The organism is Hyphobacterium marinum (assembly GCF_036330325.1).
Lineage (GTDB): Bacteria > Pseudomonadota > Alphaproteobacteria > Caulobacterales > Maricaulaceae > Hyphobacterium > Hyphobacterium marinum.
Map to the genome: position 1 here is coordinate 314320 of NZ_JAZDRO010000004.1, position 18891 is coordinate 333210.

Here is an 18891-nt window from a genome sequence, read left to right on the forward strand (position 1 = left end):
AGCGCTTCGCCAATACGGAACATTTGCAACATGCCCGATGAATGGTGCGTTGGGAAGTCCTAGTTCAGCACTGAAAAAATCCGGGTCAGTGCGCGGGAGGTGGACCCGGATTTCCCCTCAATGGCGGCGGGCAGGAGATATTTCGCCGGAACGCGAATACAGTGCCATAAGGGATCCCATTGCCATGGGGCCAGCTGGCACTCTCAGCCCGGCTCAATTCGCGTCAACCGAACGTCAACACGATGGGTCTATAAGTGACGAAAAGCCGTGAAACGAATCGCGGTGTCTGCGATGGTGGCGATGTGATGGGTGGACGTATTCTGACAACGGTGCTGGCCTTGGCTGCTCTTGCCGGAACGGCGGGGGCGCAATCGGCTCCCGAGGTTCGCAATGTGCGGTTTGGGGTCGATGGCGATACCACCCGTATTGTGATCGAGACGGCCACCGCGACCGAATTCAACGCTTTCACACTCGCCGATCCGTCTGCCCGCCTCGTGCTGGAATTGCCGCAATCGGTCTGGGCCGTTGCGGCGCTCGCGACCGGTGAGGGAAGGGGGCATGGCCTCGTTGAGACGTTTCGCTTTTTCGACAGTTCGGCTGACGCGTCCCGCATGGTGTTTGAACTGTCTGACACGGCGCGGGTCGTCGAACAATTTCCACTGCCGCCCGAAACCGACGGCGGCAATCACCGTTTCGTGGTCGACGTGCGCCGGGCCGACCGAAGCGAGATCAGCGACCAGGCCGGGTTTCCCGAGCCGCAGGGGCTGACGGCGCTGATTTCCACGCGTGCCGACGCGACCTATGCCGAGCCGGAACGCGAGCGCCGCGTCGTGGTGCTGGATGCCGGCCATGGCGGTCATGATCCGGGCGCATCGGGCCGGTCAGGCACGCGCGAAGCCACGGTCAATCTGGAGGCCGCGCTGGAACTGCGCCGCCAACTCGAAGCAACCGGGCGCTACGAGGTCATCCTGACACGCTCGGACGACACCTATCTGACACTGGAACAACGCGTTCGCATTGCCTCTGCGGCCCGTGCAGACCTGTTCATCTCGCTGCACGCGGACTCGGCCGGGCCGAATTCCACCGCGCGCGGCGCATCGGTCTACACCCTCTCCGATCACGGGGCGGGCCGCGCCCGCCAGCGTGCGCTGCAGTCGACCGACTGGATTCTGGAAAATGCGCCGCCGCGCCGGGCCGAAGTGAACAATATCCTTGTCTCGCTCGCTCTGCGCGAAAAGCGCAACCAGTCTGCCGTCTTCGCCGAAATGCTGTTGCCGGCGCTGGAACAGGTCGGGCCGGTGGTCTCCAACCCGCATCGCCAGCGCGGCTTTTACGTGCTGCTCGACTCGCAGACACCGGCGGTCCTGGTCGAGATGGGCTTCCTGACCAATGGCGATGATGAGCGCAATCTGAACTCGGCGAGCTTCCGCAACCGCCTGATGAGCCAGGTCGCCGCGACCGTGGACGCCTATTTCGCCCGGATGGAAGAACCCTCCTCGGGTCCGGAGCGTCACGCCTCGCTGTCACCGGCACCTTAAGGCGGGGTTCGCGCCTTTCACCGCTGACCGTTTGCCGCCATAATGCTGCCTGAAGCGGCGGGCACGAGGGGGCAGCCCCCGCCGTGAGGACGTCATGAAGTTACTGAGTTGGCGCAATTTTTTCCGTGTCGTCCTGTGGGGCGGCGCGGTAGCCATCGTTCTTGGCATCGGCGTTCTGATCGCCGCAGCCGTTTATGTCGTGCGGGTCACCGAAGACCTGCCTGACTATGAGCAACTTGCCAATTACGAACCCTCGATCATGAGCCGGGTTCATGCTGGCGACGGCCGGTTGATTGCGGAGTACGCGCGCGAACACCGTGTGTTTGTTGCTATCGAGAACATTCCCCCGACCGTGATCAACGCCTTCCTTGCCGCCGAGGACAAGGATTTCTACGAGCATGGCGGTCTCGATTTCCGTGGCATCGTGCGGGCCGCCTTTGCCAATATCGGACATGTGTTGCGCGACGAGAATCTCGAGGGCGCGTCGACCATTACCCAGCAGGTCGCCAAGAATTTCCTGCTGACGTCGGAACAACGGTTTGACCGCAAGGTCCAGGAAATGGTGCTGGCCCGCCGGATCGAGCGTGCCTTCACCAAGGACGAGATTCTCGAGCTTTATCTCAACGAGATCTATTTCGGCCGCCGGTCCTACGGCATTGCCGCCGCGGCGCTGAACTATTTCGGCAAATCGGTCGACGAGCTGACCCTCGCCGAAACGGCCTACCTCGCCGCCGTGGTCAATGGACCGGCGCTGTTCCATCCCGAACGTCATCCCGAAGCGGCGGTGAACCGGCGCAACTGGGTGCTCGGGCGCATGATCGCGAACGGATTTGTCTCTGAAGAAGACGGCCGTGCGGCGATGGAAGAGCCGCTGGAAGTCAATGAACGCCTGTCCGGCGAGCAATATCTCGCAGCCGAGTATTTCGTCGAGGAAGTCCGCCGCCAGGTCTTTGACGTCTATGGCGAGGACCAGCTTTACGAGGGCGGGCTGTCCATCCGTACGACGCTGGACACGCGCCTGCAGCTGGCGGCCCGTTCAGCCCTGCGCAGCGGCCTGGAAGAGTATGACCGGCGTCACGGCTATCGCGGACCGCTTGGCCAGATCGAGACGGGGGACGGCTGGCAGGAACGGCTGGACGCCTTTGAGCCGCCCCGGGATCTCGACGAGGGCTGGCTGGTGGCTGTTGTCTTGGCCGCGGGTGCCGAGAATGCGCGGATCGGGTATCTCGCGCCGGAAGTCCTCGAAGACGAGATCGACGCCGAAAGCGGCGAAGTGATCGAAGCCGAGATGGTGCCCGGTGAGGGCATTATCCCGCTCAGCGAGCTGGCCTGGGCGCGTGAAGCCTTGCGCGAAGGCGAGATGGGGCCGCGCATTGACCGCGCATCACAGGTTCTCTCTGCCGGCGATGTCATTCTCGTCGAAGCGCTCGCGGGCGAGGATGCTTCCCCCAACACATTCGGCCTTCGGCAGGTTCCGGCGGTAAACGGCGGTATCCTGGCGATGGATCCGCATACCGGGCGGGTTCTTGCCATGGTGGGCGGCTATTCCTTCCAGCAAAGCCAGTTCAACCGAGCCACCCAGGCCCGCCGCCAGCCCGGCTCGTCGTTCAAGCCGTTTGTGTATGCGGCTGCGATGGATAATGGTTATACGCCGGTTTCCATGGTGCTGGATGCGCCCTTCGTGGCCGATTCCGGCAATGAGGAGGACGGTTTCTACCGTCCGCAAAACTATTCAGAACGCTTTTACGGCATGTCGACCCTGCGGCTCGGTCTCGTGCTGTCGCGGAATGTCATGACGGTGCGGCTTGCCCAGGAAATGGGCATGGACCCGATCGTGGAATACGGCGAACGCTTCGGCATCTACGACGATCTTGATCCCGTTCTCGCCATGGCGCTCGGTGCGGGCGAGACAACGCTCTGGCGGCTGGTGGCGGCCTATGGCGCGCTGGTCAATGGTGGCGTCCGGGTCGATCCGACCATTCTCGACCGGGTCCAGGACCGCAACGGTGCTACCATCTACGTCCACGATCAGCGCCTGTGTGCCGTGTGTGACGTTCCGGAATGGACCCCGGGGATGAACGAGCCGGAGCTTCCCGAGCTCGGCGAGGAAGTGGTCAGCCCGGTGACGGCCTACCAGATCGTTCATATCCTGGAAGAGGCCGTGCAGAGCGGTACAGGAACGGCACTGCGTCCGCTCGGACGTCCGCTGGCCGGCAAGACCGGAACGACGAATGACTTCCACGACGCCTGGTTCGTCGGGTTCGGTCCGGACATCGTCGTCGGAGCCTATGTCGGCTTTGACTCGCCCCAGCCCATGGGGGCCGGAGAGGCCGGTGGCCGCGTCGCTGCGCCGATCGTCCGTGATTTCCTGGAAGTGGCGCTCGAAAATTATCCCGTCGCGCCGTTCCGCGTACCCGAGGGCGTGCGCCTCGTTCCCGTCGATTCGCGCACGGGCGAGCCGTCAGTCCTGGGCCGTCCGGGCGTGATCCTGGAGGCTTTCCATCCGGGGACCGAGCCAAGCCGTACGGCGGGCGGTTCGGAAAGCAGCCTGTCCTTCGGCAACACGTCGGTCAGCGGTTCCGAACCCGACGAGGACGGCGAGGGCGAGGGTGAAGACGAGGAGGAAGAGGACCTCGGCGGTCTCTACTGACGGAAGGTCCTTGCGAAGCGGACCCCGCCTCGCTATCCCCGCAGATAGTCAAACCTTACCCGCTGACAGTCCAACGAGAATTCCTTCATGCGTGCCGACATTCAGTCCCTGTCTGACGAAATCCAGCAGTCCGTAGGACTGCTGAGGAGGCGTCTTTGACTGGCGTACAGCCGAAAAACGCCTCGACGAACTGAATGCACGCAGTGAAGCGCCTGACTTCTGGGATGACCCCCAGAAGGCGCAAGGCCTGATGCGCGAACGCAACCGGCTCGATAGCGCAATGACCGCCATTCGCGAGATCGAGACCGAATTGTCCGATACGGTCGAACTGGCCGAGCTTGCCGATGCTGATGGCGACGAGGAGCTGTTCGACGATGCAGTCGCCACACTGAAAAAGCTGCATGCCCGCGCGTCCCGTGCCGAGCTGGAAGCCCTCTTGTCCGGCGAAGCGGACAGCAATGACAGCTATGTCGAAATCCACCCCGGCGCTGGCGGCACCGAGGCTCAGGACTGGGCCGCGATGCTGACCCGGATGTATTCGCGGTGGGCCGGGGACCATGGCTACAAGGTCGAGGTGATCGAGGAACAGGCCGGTGACGAGGCGGGCCTGAAATCTGCGACCCTGCTGGTCAAGGGCGAGAATGCCTATGGCTGGCTGAAAACCGAAGCCGGTGTGCATCGTCTGGTCCGCATTTCGCCGTACGATTCCAGCGCGAGGCGGCACACCAGTTTCGCCAGCGTCTGGGCCTATCCGCTGATCGACGACACGATCGAGGTTGAAATCCCGGCCAGCGAGGTTCGCACCGATACCTATCGGGCGTCTGGCGCGGGCGGTCAGCACATCAACAAGACCGACAGCGCGGTGCGGCTGACCTATACGCCGCCGGGCGAGGAAAAGCCGATCGTGGTGGCCTGTCAGGCAGATCGCTCACAGCACAAGAACCGGGCAACGGCGTGGAATATGTTGCGGGCCCGCGTCTACGAACTGGAGCTCCAGAAGCGGGAAGCAGCGGCCCAGGCCGAAGCGGACTCGAAGACCGAAATTGGCTGGGGCCGTCAGATCCGCTCCTACGTCCTTCAGCCTTACCAGATGGTCAAGGATCTGCGGACCAACGTGGAGACATCGGACACCCAAGGGGTGCTCGATGGCGACCTCGACGACTTCATGGCTGCGGCTCTCGCGGCCCGCATCGACAACGAGAACGCGTCAGACGATCAGGACTGACCGCCAAACGAAAAACGCCGGCGGATAACCGCCGGCGCTTTCATAGTCCGATATTCCGGTTGTCGGTCAGGTCAGGCCGAGCTCTTGCTCGGCATTTCCAGTCCAGACGCGCTGCTGCTCGACGAGGACGATGACGACCCGCTCGTCGAAGTCGTCGACCGCGCGGACGGCGCACTGCTGGCAGACGCCGAAGACGAGGAGGACGATTTCGCGGTGCTGCCGGACTTGTCAGCCAGCGGATCGGACGAATGGCGGCAATTCCCGTCAAAAAAGGCGCCGCTCTCGACAGACAGCGCCGAATGGACAATGTCGCCTTCGATGCGGGCGGTCGACGCCAGCTGCACCTGGCGGGCGCGGATGCTGCCGGTCACCTTGCCGCGCACGACGATGGTTTCGGCAACGATCTCGCCCTTGACGGACGCTTCTTCGCCTATCGTCAGCGAGCCGGCGCGCACATCACCATCGACGGATCCATCCAGCTGGACTTCGCCTTCGGAAGAAATCGATCCGGTCATGACCAGATCGCCGCTGAGGATTGAGGGGGCTTTCGATTTCATGTGAGACCTTTTGGGCGGAGCCGAACTGGCGTTTGCGGGAATGTCGGGAACGGAATTGTCTTTAGCCTTGCTGAACATATCGGCCTGCTCTCAGGAAGCGATCGGGATCATGGTGTTCACGGCGGAACATGATTTCGTAGTGCAGATGTGTGGCGGTACTGCGGCCGGTTGAACCCATTGTGGCAATCTGCTGACCAGCCGTCACCTCGTCGCCCCGCCGGACCTCGATTGAGTTGAGGTGGGCATAGCGGGTTACGAAACCATAGCCGTGGTCAATTTCGACGGTCCGACCATAGCCGGAGCGCCAACCGGCGTAAATGACCCGTCCCGGTCCGGTCGCCACGATCGGCGCACGGCGATAGGCCACAAAGTCCTGACCGGAATGGAAGGCCGGCCGGCCCGTGAACGGGTCGATCCGGAAACCGAAATCGCTGGTCTCGCGATAGGGAACCTGCAGGGGCTCGCCGAGCGGCAGTGACAGCGCCGCCATTTCGACTTCCTGGGCTTCGACCATGCGGGCCGCGATCCGCGCAATCCGCGCAGAAAAAGGATCAGTGGCGTCAAATTCGGTGCCGAAGGCATTGCCTTCCGCGATGCCCAGGAACGGGCCGCCGGTTTCCCCGCCGCGGCCTTCCTCGAGCACGTCATCCGGCCGCAGGCCGGTGAGGCGCAACACGGCGCGGAGGTTTTCCAGCCGGGCTTCGGCGGCATCCTCGGTCTGGGCAAGCACCAGGTCTTGCTGGTCAACGAGGGCGGCCACGCGGCCTTCCGGCGTTTCCATGTCGTAAACGGCCGATTGCAGCAGATCGCGCGCATTGCGGGGCGTCGGGTCGGCAGGAATTGCTGCCATCAGGATCTGGCCGTCGTCGAGGCTGGGGGAGGAGGTGAGATCTTCGCCGCCGATCTGTTCGGCCAGTGCCACGAGCCGGCGCAGCATGTCATGACGCGCCTGGAACTCGGTCGCCGTGCGATCAAACTCCTGCATGCGGAACTCGTTGGCGGCGTTGGCGGCCGCTTCAGCAGCACGGGCCTCGGCGATCATGCGCCGGGAATCCTGGCTGATCCGGTTCATTTCCGCGGTCCGGGCCGCGATCTGCTGGCCGTGGAAGGCCACGGAGACCGTCGCAAAACAAAGCCAGCCGGTCAGAATGGCGGCGCTGAGAATCGCGCCGAGCTGTAATTCAGTGGTGATTTCGAAATAGCGAACCTGACCATCACTGCGATGGTAGATTTGCCTGTTCGGAAACCATCGCTGCGCGGCTCCCCACGCCGATTGAAACACACCAGAGATCATGCGTTGCGTCCGCCGTCTGTCTCTTCTCGCCCCGTTCGATACATGTGACACGAAAAGAAGAAAGTTATCAACAATCCGTTATGCAATCGGCGGGCCGTTGTGCGGCCGCGCCGGCGAAGGCGATCTCAGTCGCCGAGGGTCTGCACGAATTCCAGTACCTCTTCAGCGTGTCCCTTGACCTTCACCTTACGCCAGATGCGGGCAATCTGACCTTGCCTGTTGATGACGAATGTGGCGCGCTCGATACCCATATAGGTGCGCCCGTACATGTTCTTTTCGACCCAGACACCGTAGGATTCGACGAGGTCACCGTCGGGGTCGGCGGCCAATGTCACCGTCAGGTCGTGCTTCGCCTTGAAATTGTCGTGCTTTTTCACGCTATCTTTCGAAACGCCGATGACAGTCGCGCCAGCGGCGGCAAATTTTTCCCCGAGCTGGCTGAATGCGATCGCTTCCGTGGTGCACCCGGGCGTATCGTCCTTCGGATAGAAATAGAGAACGACGATTTTGCCTTTGAGATCGCCCAGTGAGACCTGTCCTCCGCCATCGGTTTGGGCGGTGAAGTCCGGAGCTTTCATCTCTTCGGTAAGCGTCGTCATGGGGGCATGCCTCTCTGTGCTGGCCGTCAGGTCCGATGTGCGCGAACCCTCGCGATTCCCGCCCCGCCCGTCCAGTCCCGAATCCGTGACGGGGGCGCGGTCATGGTGAAGCGCACGATCCGCCTGACCCTGATCTACGCGCTCGAGGCCGTGGCGGTTGTTTTCACGCTGGCCATTTTCGCCGGTGCGCTCTTGCTGTGGCGGCTGGCCGAGGGGCCGATGTCCCTCGATTTCGCCCGCGGTTATGCCCAGGAGCGTCTGGCCCAGGCGTTTGACGGGGACCTGGTCTCGCTTGGCGATCTGACCATGCGGTTCGATCCTGACAGTGCCCTGATCTTCGTGACAGCCCGCGATGTGTCCGTCGCAGAAGTCGGCGGCGCGGTGGTGACCCGCGCGCCGCTGATCGAGGCTGGCTTGGCGCTCGATGCTCTGCTGCTGGCGCGGGCCACCCCGGTGGAAGTCACCATTATCGGCGGCTCGGTGTCGTTGGTCCGGCGGGCAGACGGTGCCGTCGGCGCGGGGCTGGGTGTCCCCGAGCGCGTCGCCCGAACCGCCCGTCAGCCCGGCGGGCAACGCGATACCGATGCACTTCTGGAACTGCTGCGGGATCCGGCGCGGTCGGATGCGCTCGGCCGCCTGCGGCGTGTACGGGTGGAGAACACAAGGGTTCGCGTTCAGGACGATCTCTATGGCCTGGCCTGGTTGATCGATGATGCCGGACTGGAGATCGAACGGACGGCCAATCGTTTCATCATCGACCTGACCGGGGATTTCGTGACGACTTCCGGCCTGTCGCCGCTCGACATGCGCCTGGAAGCCGGCGCGGACCTGGGCTCCTTCCTGCTTGAGGCCGATGCGTCGAACGTCCGCCTGCCTGCCCTGGCACCGGTCAGCGGACCGTTTGCCGGTCTTGGCGCGCTTGATGCCCCGGTCAGCCTCGACCTGACGCTCAGTGCCGACCGCGAAGACGGCATCAGGGCGGCCGACATTGCGCTTGAGGTCGGCGAGGGGATGCTCCGTCTCGGCGAGGACGGACAGGACTTTCAGGCCGCCCGGCTGACAGTTGAATACCTGCCCGAGACCGGCGAAATCGTGATGCGGGACGGCATGATCCGGTCCGACCTGGTTTCATTCGAATTCGGCGGCCGCATTTTCGAGATGCGCGACTTTGCGAGCGCCTATCCGCGCCGCTTGCGATACGAACTGACTTTGACGGACGGCATTTTCGCGCCGCCCGGTGTTTTCGAAGCGCCGATAGACTGGTCGCGCTTTCATGCGGCCGGTCAGATGGACCTGGCCGTCTTCTCCATCGATTTCGATCAACTCGACGCCGATATCGGAGCGCTGGAGGCACGCCTTGTCGGGGATCTCGCCCTGCGCGAGGTCGAAGCGGGGCGCTGGCTGCCCGATCTCCGTCTCGCGGGACCGATCTCGGGTGATATCGGCGTACGCGATGTGCTGGCCTACTGGCCCGTGGAACTGGCCGATGGCGCGCGTGTCTGGGTCGATGAACACGTCAATGGTGGCCGCGGCTATGGGGCCGTGTTCGAAATCGATATGCCGGCCGAAGCCATCGTCGCGGGCGTGTTGCCCGATGACGCCATGCGGCTCAGCTGGAATTTCGACAACGCGGATTTCAACTATCTGACGACCATGACGCCGGTTGTGAACGGACGCGGTCGGGCCATCCTCAATGGCAATTCGATGGAGATTGCCCTGACGAGCGGTCAGGTCGGCGATATCGAGATTGTCAGTGGATTTGTCGATATTCCCCGACTCAATCCGAAAGGCGCGGTTGCCCGGTTTGGTGCCGTGGCCCGGGCGCGTGCCGAGGACGTGCTTCAGCTCATCGACCAGGAGCCGCTGACCATCCCCAGTGACTATGGCCTCGACCCCGCAAGTATCACCGGGACGGGCGAAATACAGGTCGAAATTTTCAGACCCATGCTCAGCGATGTTCCGGTCGAGGATATCCGTTTCAGTATCGAGGCGAATTTCGCTGACGTCAGCGCGCCGACCGGATTTGGCGACATCCGGATTTCCGAAGGCGAGGTGACCCTCACGGCGGATGAAAACCTGTTGACCGCGTCAGGCCCGGTCCGGTTCGGGCCAGCTCCGGCCAATCTCCGGTGGGAAGAGGATTTCACGCTGGAGGAGGGGATTTCCTCGACCCGCTTCCGCCTTGAGGCCCTGCTCGATTCCGCCGCCCTTGACGAATTTGGCGTGCCACTCCGGCGCTATGTCGACGGCGATGTCCGGGTTATTGCCGAGACGCTCGGCGAAGCGCTCGATTTTGAAAGTGTCACGGTTTCAGCGGACCTGAGCGAGGCGATAATCGAGGCCCCGGGCGGGGTCTGGGAGAAACCCCTCGGTGAACCTGCGACGGCCAGCATGGCCTATGCGGGCGGCGCGGACGGTGAGCGCCGGTTTGAGTCGATAGAGGCGCGGGCCGACGGGCTGGAAATCACCGGAAGCGCCGCACTGGCCGAGGACGGCCGCCTGCTCGAGGCAAATTTCGACCGGATCCATATTGGAAATTTCGTCAGCGGTTCGATGGGGGTGGCGCGGGAAGGCGGACCCGATGGCCGCCTCGCCATCGCCGTGTCAGGGGATTATCTGGATGCGCGGGGCTTCCTGCCCGGGTTGGGTGACCTCGGGGGAACCGGGGCTCCGCCGCCGCCCTTGCTGCTCGGGGTCGATCTCGACCGGGTCCGGGCCACGGATGACAGCGAATACACCGACGTCGTGATTGATTGGCGGTCGAGTGCGGGCGGGTCGGAGTATCTTGACGTCACCGGCACCGGGCCGGGCGGCGCGCTGGCGTTGCGCATGACGGGGGCGGAAACTGGCGCGCCACGTGAGCTCTCGATCCGGTCCCCGGATTTCGGCCACGCCCTTCGCCTGTTTGGCCTGTACGAGAATGTCACGGGAGGCGAATTGCGCATCAATGGCACGCTGCCGCCGTCAGGTGAGGCGGGACGCACCGTCCTGCGCATCGAAAGCGATGATTTCACCTTGAACCGCATGCCGGTCCTCGCGCGCATTCTCGCCGCGGGCTCGTTTGAGGGGCTGGGTGCACTCCTGAACGGAGAGGGGATCGGCTTCGAATCACTTCGCGCTGACATAGCCTTCGAGGACGGCCTCCTGATCATTGACGAAGCCCGCGCGGCCGGTCCCTCCCTGGGGGTGACAACCGAAGGCTCGGTTGACCTTGAGGGAGACACGATTGCGCTCGACGGTGTGCTCGCGCCGTCCTACGGGCTCAACTCGTTGTTCGGCGGGCTACCGGTGATCGGGGAAATGCTTGTGTCGCGTCCCGGCGAAGGCGTCATCGGGGTCACCTTCTCGGTCGAAGGACCGTTTGAAGGCCCGACTGTCTTTGCCAACCCGCTGTCCGCGCTTGCGCCGGGCGTGCTGCGCCGCATCTTCGAGGGCACGGCCGCGGAGCGCGCGGCGCGCGACCGGGCACAAGACATCGCCAATACGCCGGTTGAAACCGTCGATCCCGATCTTGAGCCGGAGCTTCAGGATGAGGGCGGCGAGACCGCGGCGACTGAGGACGAAACGCCGGATCCTATCGACTGATCCTACTCCGGGCGCGCGAGCGCGTGCCGCTTCTTGCCGGCGGATATCTTGATTGCCCCGTCCTCGACATGGGCCGTCGATACCGTGGCCTGGGGGTCGGTGACGGTCTGGCCGTTCACCTTCACGCCGCCGCCCTTGATCAGCCGCTTGGCCTCGCCATTCGACTCGGCAAAGCCCGAACCGGTGAGCAGTTCCAGAACGCCCACATCGCCGGTAGCGAGCCGGGCCGCGTCAACGGTGAAGCTGGGCAGGCTTTCGCCCGCACCACCGGCAGCAAAGGTCGCCTTTGCTGTGGCTTCGGCCTCGCGCGCTGCCTCGGACCCGTGCAGCATCGTGGTGGCTTCATTGGCCAGCGTGATCTTGGCCGCGTTGATTTCGGCACCTTCCAGGGCTTCCAGCCGCGCGATTTCGTCGAGCGGGAGGTCGGTGAACAGCTTCAGGAAACGGCCGACATCGGCGTCTTCGGTATTGCGCCAGAATTGCCAGTAGCCATAGGGGCTGAGCATGTCGGCATTGAGCCAGACTGCGCCTTCGGCTGTCTTGCCCATCTTAACGCCCGAGGCCGTCTGGATGAGTTCGGTGGTAAAGCCGTAGACTTCTTTCTGGTCGACACGCCGGCACAGCTCCACGCCATTGATGATATTGCCCCACTGGTCGGCACCACCAAGCTGGAGCGTGCAGCCATAGCGCCGGTTCAGTTCCAGGAAATCGACGGCCTGGAGCAGCATGTAATTGAATTCCAGGAAGGTGAGCGGCTGCTCCCGGTCGAGCCGCAGCTTTACGCTGTCGAATGTCAGCATCCGGTTGATGGTGAAATGCGGGCCGTATTTGCGCAGGAATTCGAGGTAGCCGAATTCCGACAGCCACTCGTCATTGTCCACGACAAGGGCATCGGTCGGTCCGTCGCCAATGGTCAACAGCTTGTCGAAGGCGGTCAGGATGCCGGCCTTGTTTTCGGCGATCCGCGCCTCGTCCATCATGGAGCGCGACTTGTCCTTGCCGGACGGGTCGCCGATTTTCGACGTGCCACCACCCATCAGGATGATCGGCTTGGCCCCGGCCTGCTGCATCCGGCGCAGCATCATGATCTGCACCAGCGAGCCGACATGGAGGCTGGTCGCTGTGGCATCAAAGCCAATATAGCCAACCATTCCGCCTTTGGCGGCGGCTTCATCTATCGCCCCGATATCGGTAGCCTGATAATGATAGCCGCGCTCGACGAGAATGCGCACGAGGTCGGATTGATGCTGGCTCATAGGTTCGGCCTGTTGTGTTTCTGTCTCCGCCTTTTAACGGCGGGAAGCGGGAAACGGGAAGAGGCCGTATGTATCGCATAATCGGATTGATGAGCGGAACCTCGCTCGATGGCGTCGATGCGGCGCTGATCGAGACCGATGGCGAGACCGAGATCCGTCCTATCGCCGGGTTCGAACTCGCCTACGCGCCACGCGAACGTGCCGCCCTGCAAGCGGCCGTGGACGCGGCACTCCTATGGCAATTCGGCGGGGCCGACCCCGAGGCGTTCGAACAGGCCGAACATGTCCTGACAGACGCCCACGCCCATGCCGTCCAGCGCCTGCTAACCAAGGCTGACCTGCACAGTGACGACATCGATCTGATCGGGTTTCACGGCCAGACGGTTCTTCATCGTGCACCGGCAAACGGTAAGCCCGGCGCCACGCGCCAACTCGGCGACGGCGAGGCATTGGCCAAGCGGCTGGGGATCGATGTGGTCTATGATTTCCGCTCCGCCGATGTGGAGGCGGGCGGGCAGGGCGCGCCATTGGCACCGCTCTATCACGCTGCGTTGGCGGCGCGCGACGGGCTCGAAACCCCGCTCGTCGTCCTCAATCTCGGCGGCGTGGCGAATGTCACCTGGCTCGGAGGTGACGATCCGGTCGCCTTCGATACCGGCCCGGCCAGCGGGCTGATCGACGCCTGGTGTCAGCGCGTCGCCGGCATTCCATACGATACGGACGGCCTGTTGGCGGGGCGGGGCAAGGTCGACGCCGCCGCACTGAAAGAGCTGATGAGCCACAGCTTTTTTGCGCTGGAGCCGCCCAAATCCCTCGACCGGTGGGATTTCTCGCTGGATGCGGTTGCCGATCTGGCACCCGAGGACGGGGCCGCGACTCTAACCGAGTTCACGGCCCGCACGGTCGCAGGCGCCATTACGGCCATGGGCGAACCACTGCGCGTCCTCGTCACCGGCGGGGGGCGCAAGAACCCGGCGATGATGGCGCGTATAGCCGCGCTGCTCGACTGCCCGGTCGAGCCTGTGGAAGCCGCCGGCTGGAATGGCGATCTGATGGAGGCGGAAGCCTTCGCCTGGCTCGCCGCGCGTTCGGTCCGCGCCGTGCCGCTGTCACTGCCGACAACGACCGGCGTACCCGAACCCATGACGGGCGGAGAGCTGGCGCGGGCGTAGTCGCGGGAGGTCCCGGATCGGCTTCGCCGTCCGGGAATTCAGAGTTGTTGCCTGCGATGAGTTGAAACCCCGGGCGGCGTAGCCGAACCGGGGCCTCAGATTTGGTGGCGAAAGAGGTCCCGGCGTCTGCCGAGAAAACGGATCAAGCGCGTCATCTCCCGGCTTGTCCGGGAGATCTTGCATTCGAGATGCCCCGAATAAATCGGGGCATGACGCAGCATGGAGCATTCTCCTTCCCCTATATGGGAAAGGCCCGTGCCTAATCCTTCGGCTTGCGCTCGTTGAAGACGATGGGCAGACGGCGGTCGAGATAGTCCTCGATACGCTGTTCGAGCTGGGGCATGTGATTGGCGAACATGTGGCCCGCACCCGGCTCGATCTCGCGTGTGATCTCGATCCCCTTCTGGACGCGGATCTTGCTCATCACCCGGTCGACATCATCGGTCGGCACGATCTTGTCTTCCGACCCCTGGATGATGATGCCCGAGGCGGGGCAGGGCGCGAGGAAGGTGAAGTCGTACATGTTGGTCGGCGGCGCGACCGAGATGAAGCCGGCCACTTCCGGGCGGCGCATCAGGAGCTGCATGCCGACCCAGGCCCCGAAGGAATGTCCGGCGACCCAGGAAAACGGCGCATTGCCGTTATAGGCCTGGATCCAGTCGAGCGCCGTGGCGGCATCGGACAGCTCGCCAAGGCCCTGGTCATAGCTGCCCTGGCTGCGGCCGACGCCGCGGAAGTTGAAGCGCAGCGTGGCAAAGCCGCGCCGGCGGAAGACGTCATACATCATCACCGAGGAGAGGTTTTCCATATTCCCCCCGCCCAGCGGGTGGGCATGGAGAATCAGCGCGATCGGCGCGAACTCTTCCTTGCCGGGGGTGTACTTGCCTTCCAGGCGGCCTTCCGGGCCGGGGATGATTACGTCGGGCATGTTGGGGTGGGCCTCTTTGTCGTATTCCGACCAAATTGCTCGGGTATTGCTGAGAAATCCTGCAGAACCTGTGCTATTTGGTCGCCTTTAAACTTGACTGCCACGCTCAGATATTTACGTCCTGACCGGGCGCAGGCGGGTGGCCGCCTATCCAGAAGCGCGCGCTATAGCACAGGCCCGGCTCGCGATGCGAGCGTTTAACGGAGGCGAGCGATGAAGTTAAGCACCAAAGGCCGCTACGCGGTGATGGCCGTCGCCGATCTCGCCGCGCGCGAAGACGGCGCGCCGGTGACGCTCGCCGACATTGCCTCGCGTCAGTCGATTTCCCTCTCTTATCTCGAACAACTCTTCGCCAAGCTGCGCCGCGGCGGTGTCGTCAAGTCGACGCGCGGGCCGGGCGGCGGCTACCGCCTTTCAAAGGCCGCGGCCGAGATCCGGGTATCCGATGTGATCATGGCGGTCGACGAGCCGCTTGGCGCAACGCGCTGCGGCGGCGGGACGATGGGGTGTCTGAAAACCGGCAAGCGCTGCGCCACGCACGACCTCTGGGACGAGCTCGGCCGCCACGTCTATCTCTTCTTCAATTCGATTTCGCTCGCCGACGTCGTCGAGGGGCGCGTGATGGGTGCGGCTTGCGGCGGCGCTCTGGCTCCGCGCGTCGAGCCTGTCCGGTCTGCCCGTGAAGCCGTCCCGGCCGAATAGTCCTATGCCGATCTATCTCGACCATAACGCCACTACGCCGATCCGGCCCGAAGCGCGCGACGCGATGCTGAAAGCCATGGCGGTCGGTGGCAATCCGTCCGCGGTCCATTGTTCGGGCCGCGCCGCGCGCACCATGCTGGAAAACGCCCGCGCCGACATTGCGCGCGGCGTAAAGGCCCGCGCGCAGGACGTGGTCTTCACCTCCGGCGGGACCGAGGCCAACAATCTTGCCATTGAGGGCGCGGTCTCGACTGGTGAAATCAGGCGCATCGTCACTTCCGCGACCGAGCATGACGCGGTCTCGCGCTGCGCGGAAAGCACCGGCCTGCCGGTCGACCTGATCCCGGTCACGCCGCAAGGGTTGGCTGATCTGGATTGGCTGAAAGACCGGCTTGCGAACTGGAATACGGCGACCGACGGGCGGCCCTTCGTCTGCCTGCAGGCGGTAACCAGCGAAACCGGCGTCATCCAGCCGGTCAGTGAGGCCGGAGCGATGATCCGCGAGGCGGGCGGGATTTATCACATCGACGCGGTCCAGGCGCTCGGCAAGACCGGGTTCGACTTTGCCGCGTCGGGTGCCCACTACGCCGCGATCAGCGCGCACAAGATCGGCGGACCGCAAGGATGCGGCGCACTGATCCTCGCCTGCGATGCGCCCTTCGACGTGCCGCGTAAGGGCGGCGGCCAGGAAAAGGGCCGGCGCTCCGGCACCGAAAATGTCGCCGGGGCCTATGGCTTCGCTGCGGCGCTGAAAGCGATGACAGACTCCGGCGATGGCTGTGAGCGCCTTGCCGCGCTGCGTGATCGGATCGAGGCCGAAGTCCTCGCCGCCGTGCCGTGCGCCTGCGTCATCGGTTCTGAGGCCCCGCGTACCGCCAACACGACGGCGATCGCCACGCCGGGCTGGGATGGCGGCATGCAGGTCATCGCGCTCGATCTCTCCGGCGTCTGCGTCAGTGCCGGGTCGGCCTGCACGTCGGGCAAGGCGGGCGTCAGCCGCGCCTGGAGCGCCATCGTGGGTGAGGATCTCGCCCGCTGCGCCATCCGCGTGTCGCTCGGCTGGACGACGACCGAGGCCGAGGTCGACGCCTTCATCAAGACCTGGACGGACGAATACGCCCGTGTCGCGCCGCGCTTGAAGGAGCTTGCCTGATGGATGACGTGAAAACATCCGTCGCCAAGGACAGCATCGACCGCGACACCGTCGCGGGCGTCGAGGCGCTGCGGTCCGACAAGTACAAATACGGCTTCACCACCGATATCGAGCAGGAGCGCGCGCCCAAGGGCCTCTCCGAGGACACGGTGCGCTACATTTCGGCGAAGAAGAACGAGCCGGAGTGGATGCTCGACTGGCGTCTTGCTGCCTTCCGCCGCTGGCAGGAGATGAAAGAACCGGTCTGGGCGAAGGTGAACTACCCCAAGATCGATTATCAGGACGCCTATTATTACGCCGAGCCGAAATCCGGTGCGAAATACGAATCCATCGACGACGTTCCGCCTGAAATCCTCGCCGATTTCGAGCGCCTGGGCATTCCGCTCAAAGAGCAGGAAGTCCTGCTCGGGGTGAAGGGTGCGGCCGAAACCGCTGCCGAAGCGCGCGAGACGCCGCGCGTCGCGGTCGATGCGGTGTTTGACAGCGTCTCGGTGGCGACGACCTTCAAGGCCGAGCTCGCCAGGGCCGGCGTGATCTTCATGTCGATCTCCGAAGCCATCCGCGAGCACCCGGAACTGGTGAAGAAATATCTCGGCAGCGTCGTGCCGCCGAGCGACAATTTCTTCGCCACGCTCAACTGCGCGGTCTTCTCCGACGGGACGTTCGTCTATGTCCCCAAGGGCGTGCGCTGCCCGATGGAGTTGTCGACCTATTTCCGCATGAATGCCGAAGGCACCGGCCAGTTCGAGCGCACGCTGATCATCGCGGAAGAAGGCTCCTACGTCTCATATCTCGAAGGCTGCACAGCGCCTATGCGCGACGAGAACCAGCTGCACGCGGCCGTCGTGGAACTGGTCGCGCTTGACGATGCCGAGATCAAGTATTCCACCGTCCAGAACTGGTGGCCGGGCGACGAGAATGGCGTGGGCGGGGTCTACAACTTCGTCACCAAGCGCGGCGACTGCCGGGGCCGGAATTCGAAAATTTCATGGACCCAGGTCGAGACCGGTTCGGCGATCACCTGGAAATACCCGTCCTGCATCCTGCGCGGCGACAATTCGGTCGGCGAATTCTACTCCATCGCCGTGACCAATGGCGCGCAGCAGGCCGACACCGGCACCAAGATGATCCATCTGGGCAAGAACACGCGCTCGCGCATCATTTCCAAGGGCATTTCGGCGGGCAGGTCCGACAACACCTATCGCGGTCTCGTCTCGATCCACGCCAAGGCGGAAGGCGCGCGCAACTTCACCCAGTGTGACAGCCTGCTGATCGGCGATCAGTGCGGCGCGCACACCGTGCCCTACGTCGAGTGCAAGACGCCGAAAGCCGTTCTGGAACACGAGGCGACGACGACAAAACTCTCAGAAGACCAGCTCTTCTATGCGCGCCAGCGTGGCCTCGACGAGGAAGCGGCGACCGCACTCCTCGTCAATGGCTTTGTGCGCGACGTTATCCAGAAACTGCCGATGGAATTCGCCGTCGAGGCCCAGACCCTCCTCAAAGTCTCTCTGGAAGGGAGTGTGGGGTGATGGGGCCGCTGGTTAGACTCCTCATCCTGGTGGGTGCTGCGGGTTTGATCGCCGCCTGCGAAGACGCTGTGCTGTCGACTGCGGTCGTAAGCGGATCGGCCAATTATCAAACGACCGTCCAAACCAATCCCTTGATGGCTGATATCGACGCGCGCAGTGAGGCTTGGGCAGTTCCGGTCGAGATATCTCAATCGCTTCTACCGGCCGGAACAACGCGAACTGATGTGATCGCCCTGATGGAAGGGTGGGATTTTGATCCGATCCCGGAAGGCTCAAACACCTTGCGTATCACGCAATGGTTCCCTGAACCGCTGGATGCCACAGAACAGGCGTTTCAAGGGCCACTGGTTTCCGATGGCGTGTGCGGGATCACATTTCTGGTCGTTGCCGAATTTGACGATGAGAATCGTCTGGTTCGTGCGGACGGTTGGAAAGGAGAGTCCGGATGTTTGTGATGAACGCTGTCGCGCAAACATTAGCACCCCACCCCAACCCTCCCCTTGAGGGGAGGGAGGAGGGCGCAAGCCCTCAGGGTGGGGTGAAAGCCTTACAGAGCATGCGTCATGCCCCGGCTTGTCCGGGGCATCCCGGACTTAATGAGATCCCCCGAACTCCCGCTGTGCGGGGCCGGGGGATGACGGACGTAAGCCCATTTTCCTCCCCTGCTTGCGGGGGAGGTGCCGGCGTAGCCGGCGGAGGG

Annotated in this window: 14 protein-coding genes; 9 read left to right on the forward strand and 5 right to left on the reverse strand. The window is 63.6% G+C overall.

What is annotated here, in order from left to right; genetic code table 11:
• Nucleotides 1–305 precede the first annotated feature (305 nt).
• The 3 genes from V0U35_RS11275 to prfB all read left to right on the forward strand — a co-directional run bounded on the left by V0U35_RS11275 (nucleotide 306) and on the right by prfB (nucleotide 5413).
• Nucleotides 306–1538, forward strand: a complete 1233-nt coding sequence (locus tag V0U35_RS11275) for an N-acetylmuramoyl-L-alanine amidase (protein WP_330196816.1) — start codon at nucleotides 306–308, stop codon at nucleotides 1536–1538.
• Between the two features lie 94 nt (nucleotides 1539–1632).
• Nucleotides 1633–4188, forward strand: a complete 2556-nt coding sequence (locus tag V0U35_RS11280; RefSeq protein WP_330196817.1) for a penicillin-binding protein 1A — start codon at nucleotides 1633–1635, stop codon at nucleotides 4186–4188.
• An 87-nt stretch (nucleotides 4189–4275) separates the two neighbouring features.
• Nucleotides 4276–5413, forward strand: a protein-coding gene (gene prfB / locus V0U35_RS11285) for a peptide chain release factor 2 (protein ID WP_330196818.1) whose coding sequence is annotated in 2 segments (ribosomal slippage) — nucleotides 4276–4344 and nucleotides 4346–5413 — 1137 coding nt in all. Because the reading frame shifts where the segments join, the coding sequence is not laid out codon by codon here.
• A 71-nt stretch (nucleotides 5414–5484) separates the two neighbouring features.
• Here the strand turns inward: prfB and V0U35_RS11290 are convergent.
• From V0U35_RS11290 to V0U35_RS11300, 3 genes are all read right to left on the reverse strand, one after another.
• Nucleotides 5485–5970 (reverse strand): bactofilin family protein, encoded by a 486-nt coding sequence (locus V0U35_RS11290; RefSeq protein ID WP_330196819.1) that lies wholly within the window; start codon nucleotides 5968–5970, stop codon nucleotides 5485–5487.
• Nucleotides 5971–6031: 61 nt separating this feature from the next.
• Nucleotides 6032–7264, reverse strand: coding sequence for a M23 family metallopeptidase (locus V0U35_RS11295; RefSeq protein ID WP_330196820.1), 1233 nt, complete (start codon nucleotides 7262–7264; stop codon nucleotides 6032–6034).
• Nucleotides 7265–7389: 125 nt separating this feature from the next.
• Nucleotides 7390–7863, reverse strand: a complete 474-nt coding sequence (locus tag V0U35_RS11300) for a peroxiredoxin (RefSeq protein WP_330196821.1) — start codon at nucleotides 7861–7863, stop codon at nucleotides 7390–7392.
• A 102-nt stretch (nucleotides 7864–7965) separates the two neighbouring features.
• Here V0U35_RS11300 and V0U35_RS11305 point away from each other — a divergent pair, with 102 nt between their 5' ends.
• Nucleotides 7966–11448 (forward strand): YhdP family protein, encoded by a 3483-nt coding sequence (locus tag V0U35_RS11305; RefSeq protein WP_330196822.1) that lies wholly within the window; start codon nucleotides 7966–7968, stop codon nucleotides 11446–11448.
• 2 nt (nucleotides 11449–11450) lie between these two features.
• Here the strand turns inward: V0U35_RS11305 and tyrS are convergent, their stop codons facing one another.
• Nucleotides 11451–12704 carry a tyrosine--tRNA ligase gene (gene tyrS / locus V0U35_RS11310; protein WP_330196823.1) on the reverse strand — a complete coding sequence of 418 codons (1254 nt, stop codon included), beginning with the start codon at nucleotides 12702–12704 and terminating at the stop codon, nucleotides 11451–11453.
• A 68-nt stretch (nucleotides 12705–12772) separates the two neighbouring features.
• On the opposite strand from tyrS, the gene V0U35_RS11315 reads away from it, so the two are divergent.
• On the forward strand, nucleotides 12773–13876 hold the full coding sequence (locus tag V0U35_RS11315) for an anhydro-N-acetylmuramic acid kinase (RefSeq protein WP_330196824.1): 1104 nt from the start codon (nucleotides 12773–12775) through the stop codon (nucleotides 13874–13876).
• 259 nt (nucleotides 13877–14135) lie between these two features.
• Here the strand turns inward: V0U35_RS11315 and V0U35_RS11320 are convergent, their stop codons facing one another.
• Nucleotides 14136–14804 (reverse strand): alpha/beta hydrolase, encoded by a 669-nt coding sequence (locus tag V0U35_RS11320; protein WP_330196825.1) that lies wholly within the window; start codon nucleotides 14802–14804, stop codon nucleotides 14136–14138.
• Nucleotides 14805–15017: 213 nt separating this feature from the next.
• On the opposite strand from V0U35_RS11320, the gene V0U35_RS11325 reads away from it, so the two are divergent.
• The 4 genes from V0U35_RS11325 to V0U35_RS11340 are packed head-to-tail and all read left to right on the forward strand — an operon-like array spanning nucleotide 15018 to nucleotide 18646.
• Complete coding sequence (locus tag V0U35_RS11325) at nucleotides 15018–15506, forward strand: Rrf2 family transcriptional regulator (RefSeq protein WP_330196826.1); 489 nt, start codon at nucleotides 15018–15020, stop codon at nucleotides 15504–15506.
• Nucleotides 15507–15510: 4 nt separating this feature from the next.
• Complete coding sequence (locus V0U35_RS11330; RefSeq protein ID WP_330196827.1) at nucleotides 15511–16659, forward strand: cysteine desulfurase family protein; 1149 nt, start codon at nucleotides 15511–15513, stop codon at nucleotides 16657–16659.
• Nucleotides 16659–18191 carry a Fe-S cluster assembly protein SufB gene (gene sufB / locus V0U35_RS11335; RefSeq protein WP_330196828.1) on the forward strand — a complete coding sequence of 511 codons (1533 nt, stop codon included), beginning with the start codon at nucleotides 16659–16661 and terminating at the stop codon, nucleotides 18189–18191. Before V0U35_RS11330 ends, sufB begins: the two co-directional genes overlap by 1 nt.
• Nucleotides 18191–18646, forward strand: a complete 456-nt coding sequence (locus V0U35_RS11340; protein ID WP_330196829.1) for a hypothetical protein — start codon at nucleotides 18191–18193, stop codon at nucleotides 18644–18646. Before sufB ends, V0U35_RS11340 begins: the two co-directional genes overlap by 1 nt.
• Nucleotides 18647–18891 lie beyond the last annotated feature (245 nt).

Coding starts and splice junctions, on each gene's coding strand:
- V0U35_RS11295 (WP_330196820.1), bottom strand. CDS start 7,264: ATGATCTCTGGTGTGTTTCAATCGGCGTGGGGAGCCGCGCAGCGATGG.
- V0U35_RS11325 (WP_330196826.1), top strand. CDS start 15,018: ATGAAGTTAAGCACCAAAGGCCGCTACGCGGTGATGGCCGTCGCCGAT.
- V0U35_RS11330 (WP_330196827.1), top strand. CDS start 15,511: ATGCCGATCTATCTCGACCATAACGCCACTACGCCGATCCGGCCCGAA.
- V0U35_RS11340 (WP_330196829.1), top strand. CDS start 18,191: ATGGGGCCGCTGGTTAGACTCCTCATCCTGGTGGGTGCTGCGGGTTTG.
- V0U35_RS11300 (WP_330196821.1), bottom strand. CDS start 7,863: ATGACGACGCTTACCGAAGAGATGAAAGCTCCGGACTTCACCGCCCAA.
- V0U35_RS11320 (WP_330196825.1), bottom strand. CDS start 14,804: ATGCCCGACGTAATCATCCCCGGCCCGGAAGGCCGCCTGGAAGGCAAG.
- V0U35_RS11290 (WP_330196819.1), bottom strand. CDS start 5,970: ATGAAATCGAAAGCCCCCTCAATCCTCAGCGGCGATCTGGTCATGACC.
- V0U35_RS11315 (WP_330196824.1), top strand. CDS start 12,773: ATGTATCGCATAATCGGATTGATGAGCGGAACCTCGCTCGATGGCGTC.
- tyrS (WP_330196823.1), bottom strand. CDS start 12,704: ATGAGCCAGCATCAATCCGACCTCGTGCGCATTCTCGTCGAGCGCGGC.
- V0U35_RS11280 (WP_330196817.1), top strand. CDS start 1,633: ATGAAGTTACTGAGTTGGCGCAATTTTTTCCGTGTCGTCCTGTGGGGC.
- V0U35_RS11305 (WP_330196822.1), top strand. CDS start 7,966: ATGGTGAAGCGCACGATCCGCCTGACCCTGATCTACGCGCTCGAGGCC.
- V0U35_RS11275 (WP_330196816.1), top strand. CDS start 306: ATGGGTGGACGTATTCTGACAACGGTGCTGGCCTTGGCTGCTCTTGCC.
- sufB (WP_330196828.1), top strand. CDS start 16,659: ATGGATGACGTGAAAACATCCGTCGCCAAGGACAGCATCGACCGCGAC.